Annotated in this window: 4 protein-coding genes and 1 pseudogene; 4 read left to right on the top strand and 1 reads right to left on the bottom strand. The window is 59.6% G+C overall.

Features of this window, described 5'->3' with window-relative positions:
- Together QLQ12_RS46685 and QLQ12_RS46680 are read left to right on the top strand one after the other, a co-directional pair.
- A pseudogene (locus QLQ12_RS46685) lies at positions 1-182 on the top strand (hypothetical protein); the annotation flags it as partial.
- A 641-nt stretch (positions 183-823) separates the two neighbouring features.
- Positions 824-1,138, top strand: a complete 315-nt coding sequence (locus QLQ12_RS46680) for a winged helix-turn-helix domain-containing protein (protein ID WP_282767529.1) — start codon at positions 824-826, stop codon at positions 1,136-1,138.
- A gap of 4 nt (positions 1,139-1,142) precedes the next feature.
- On the opposite strand, the gene QLQ12_RS46675 is transcribed toward QLQ12_RS46680, so the two are convergent.
- Positions 1,143-1,550: a helix-turn-helix domain-containing protein gene (locus QLQ12_RS46675; RefSeq protein WP_282767528.1), complete on the bottom strand. Its 408-nt coding sequence runs from the start codon at positions 1,548-1,550 to the stop codon at positions 1,143-1,145.
- 506 nt (positions 1,551-2,056) lie between these two features.
- On the opposite strand from QLQ12_RS46675, the gene QLQ12_RS46670 reads away from it, so the two are divergent.
- Together QLQ12_RS46670 and QLQ12_RS47330 are read left to right on the top strand one after the other, a co-directional pair.
- On the top strand, positions 2,057-2,581 hold the full coding sequence (locus QLQ12_RS46670; RefSeq protein ID WP_282767527.1) for a hypothetical protein: 525 nt from the start codon (positions 2,057-2,059) through the stop codon (positions 2,579-2,581).
- A 545-nt stretch (positions 2,582-3,126) separates the two neighbouring features.
- A partial coding sequence (locus QLQ12_RS47330; protein WP_407651719.1) for a transposase occupies positions 3,127-3,276 on the top strand: 150 nt, incomplete at its 3' end.

The following is a 3,276-nucleotide window of genomic DNA, read 5'->3' as shown; positions in this document are numbered from 1 at the left end:
TCGCTGTTCTGGGCACGTCCACCACCGGGATGCGGGCCAAGGACGTCTGCCTCGCCCTCGACATCGAACCACTGCACAAGAACGTCGAAGGCACCCGCGCCAAGCTGAAACGCCTGGTCAACCGCAACCTCGTCACCGAGAGCGAGACCGGAATATTCACCCTTGCCCCTAAAAGGACGTAATCTCTATAACCGCCCTCTCAGGGGTTGGTGGACATCATCCACCTGTCCGAGTACCGCGGCTCGGTGCCTTACCTGGCCACTTGGCCTTACCTGGCCACTTGCCAACCGTTTCTGCAACGCCAGCATCATGATACCTTTGGTGAAACTAGTTTCCCTTGAGGTAACTAACTGGATCGGGCGAGTCCGGAGGAGGCGACTGTGATGGGTATCAGCGAGGGCGCGGAGCGAAGTGCTGAAGACGCTCAACTCGCCCAAGCAGCTCGGCTGCAGGCGGTGGGGTCTCGTGCCGCCCGCCGTGCGGTACGCCGTGGCACGATTGCCTGGTCCGGCGCGGTGGGAGTGCTCACTTTGCTGATCGGTGCACTCAACACGTGGGTAGCAAACGGGTGGGCGTCGGCGGCAGCCGTGCTGGTATCGGTCTTCCTGGTTTTCCGGGGCACTGCGTGGATTCAGAGGCAGGGTCCCGTGCAGGCCAGACCGTCACACCGGGCCGCTCTTGTCGTGAACGCGGCCGGGCTGGCTATCGCTCTCTCATTGATGCTCACGGTCGGCCCTCTCCTGGGCGGAGGTATGGCGAGTTATGCGGTAGGGGCGGTTTCCTTCTTCGTGGTGGGGATCCTCACTGCATGGTGGGTTGGCCGGTGACTGACGCGCTGCACCATCCACGGCACCAACTCGATCCATTGCTGCATTTTCCCATCAGGTTGTCGATCATGGTGATGCTGGCGGAGGTTGAGGAGGCGGAGTTCCGCTTCGTCGCAGAATCTGTGGAGATCAGCACGGTGACAATGTCGAAGCAGGCCAGCATTCTGGAGGAAGCCGGCCTGATTCATGTCCGCAAAGGCTACGCCGGGAAGCGCCCGCGTACTTGGCTGTCACTCACTTCCGCGGGCAGGGAGAGCCTGGGATCCTACCTGCACGCATTGCGCTCCATCGTGGGGCGACTGCCCGGGTGAGGGATCATCTTTGGTAGCGGTTCTCGACCTGCTGAATGATGGTTTTCGCTACCTCCAAGAAGACACCGACGGACACGTCAATAAGGTTTTTTTGGCCCATCTCGGAAGAAGTGATCCCCGGTTTCTGTGCAGCGCGTCCCGGGGCATCTATTCCCCTGGCTATTGACTGCCAACGCTGCGTCCACTCTGTGACGTCACCTCCGCAAGATCTAACATAGGCCAGTGTGACATCAAGGCTAGGCAGCCGCCTTCCCGACGCGGCAGTCGAAAGAGTAGAAGCTGAAAAGTGCGTCCTGGCGGACAATTCTCGATAATTCGGTGACCCAGCTTTCCTCCTAAGATCACGCAGAGACAGCGCGAACTCCGCGACGGAACCCTTCGATTCGTCCACAGGCTCCTCTGGCCTAGGCATGTCTCACCCCCGTTAACAACGATCCGCATGCAAAGTATCGAAGAGGGTAAATGACGACAAGGCCAGAGTCTGGAATTATTACTGCACAGCGCGTGCAAAAATCCAGGCCGGAAGGCTTAGGGGAAACTTATGTGATCTGAATCACACTAAAGTGATCAAGGGTGGTGCGGGAATGTTACAAGCCCATGAGATCAGTATTTCCTGTACCCAAATAAGGGTCTGCGGCAGCCTTTCAAGATTTACTCAAGATTCTCTCAAGTGTTGAGCGCGACCCTTCCGGAATTCTGAGAATAGGACTATTGGCCAGGGCTGGCCGAAGGTCCTTGCTGGCCGGGCAGTGTTCGGCCTCGATAGCCCGAGTTGATTTAACGACTTCGTTGTTGATTCATTGATTCGCCGATCGCCTGGCGTATCCAATCATTTTTCGCCCTGCTAAGAATAGAGGCGCGCCACTTGTATTCATGTGGCAACTACTTCTATTCCCGTTGATGCAGGAGGTTAGTAGGGTGTCGTCTCAATTCAGTAGGTTCGTTACCCGTGCGGGGCTTGCCCTCGCCACCGCAACGATGGTTCTGGCTCCCGGTGCGCAAGGCGCCCACGCGGCTACCCCGGTCCCCGCCCACTCCACGTCTGTCGCGACCGCCGCCCCCCAGCAGCTTGAATACAAGGGCGACTACTACACATTCAGCGTCGCTGAAGACAGCAGCATCGTGGTCACCAAGGGCTCGCAGGACAGCACCACGGACGACCTGGCGACCAGGGCGTCGTGGAAGGTCAAGATGAGCCACGACCGGACGGTCGCCCTCTACTGGGCCGCTATCGCCGGGGCAACCGGCACCGTGGTCAGCATCTGCAAGTACTACATGCCGGGTGCCGCAGATGAGGCCTGCACCATCCTCGCCACTTCGATCATGGCGTACGTCGCACGGATGTCCCAGCCGGGCGAGAACGACTGCTTTGGTTTCGAAATCTCCACGCGGTGGGGCATCCCGCCCTGGAAATTCACCATCGGATACGTCTCCTGCAGGTAACCAGACCCTCCGTTCGGCAAGCCCTCTCCAAGGGGTCACCTAACTTGTTCTGACCTTCGAGTCCAAGGTTTGACAACATTCTTGGTGCAGGTGGTACGACTACGCATCGACCCGCACCGCGTCGGTAGTGGAACGCCGACGATTCGTGGTCGGGTTGAGTGGAAGGCCGGGCATCGTCCCTCGTGGGATGCCCGGCCTTTCGCTTGCGGCCGGCGGGGTGGCCACGGAGGCTTGATCGTTGACGCGCACACGGATCTTTTTCTCGAGCTCGGCAGGGTAGTCGGGCGGCGCTCCGGTTCGCGCGATGTCGAGCGCGTCCCCATCAGGAAGGCGGACGGGGATGTCATGACGAACGACAACGATGTCAGCGACGCGAACATCACTTAGTGCTTCAGTTCATAAGTCCTTCGGGGGTTGACGGCTCGGGGCTTCGCTGGGGCCCGTTGATGATAGGGCTGATGAGGACGTCGCAGACGAAGTTGAGTTCCCCCCGCTTCAACGGAGCTTCTCAAACATGATCGACTGATCATGGGAAGGAAGCATCTGTGGCAGCACCGAAGAAGTACCTCGACGAACTGCGGGCGCGTGCCGTGCGCCTGTATCGCGAGTCGGACCCCAAACCGACGATCCGGCGGCTGGCCGAGCAGTTGAACGTGCATCACGAGGCGTTGCGCAACTGGATCCGGCAGGCTGAG

It is taken from the genome of Actinoplanes sandaracinus (assembly GCF_030009775.1).
Taxonomy (GTDB): domain Bacteria; phylum Actinomycetota; class Actinomycetes; order Mycobacteriales; family Micromonosporaceae; genus Actinoplanes; species Actinoplanes sandaracinus.
The sequence above is the reverse complement of the archived record's forward strand: the minus strand, read 5'-3'. Positions and strand labels throughout refer to the sequence as shown.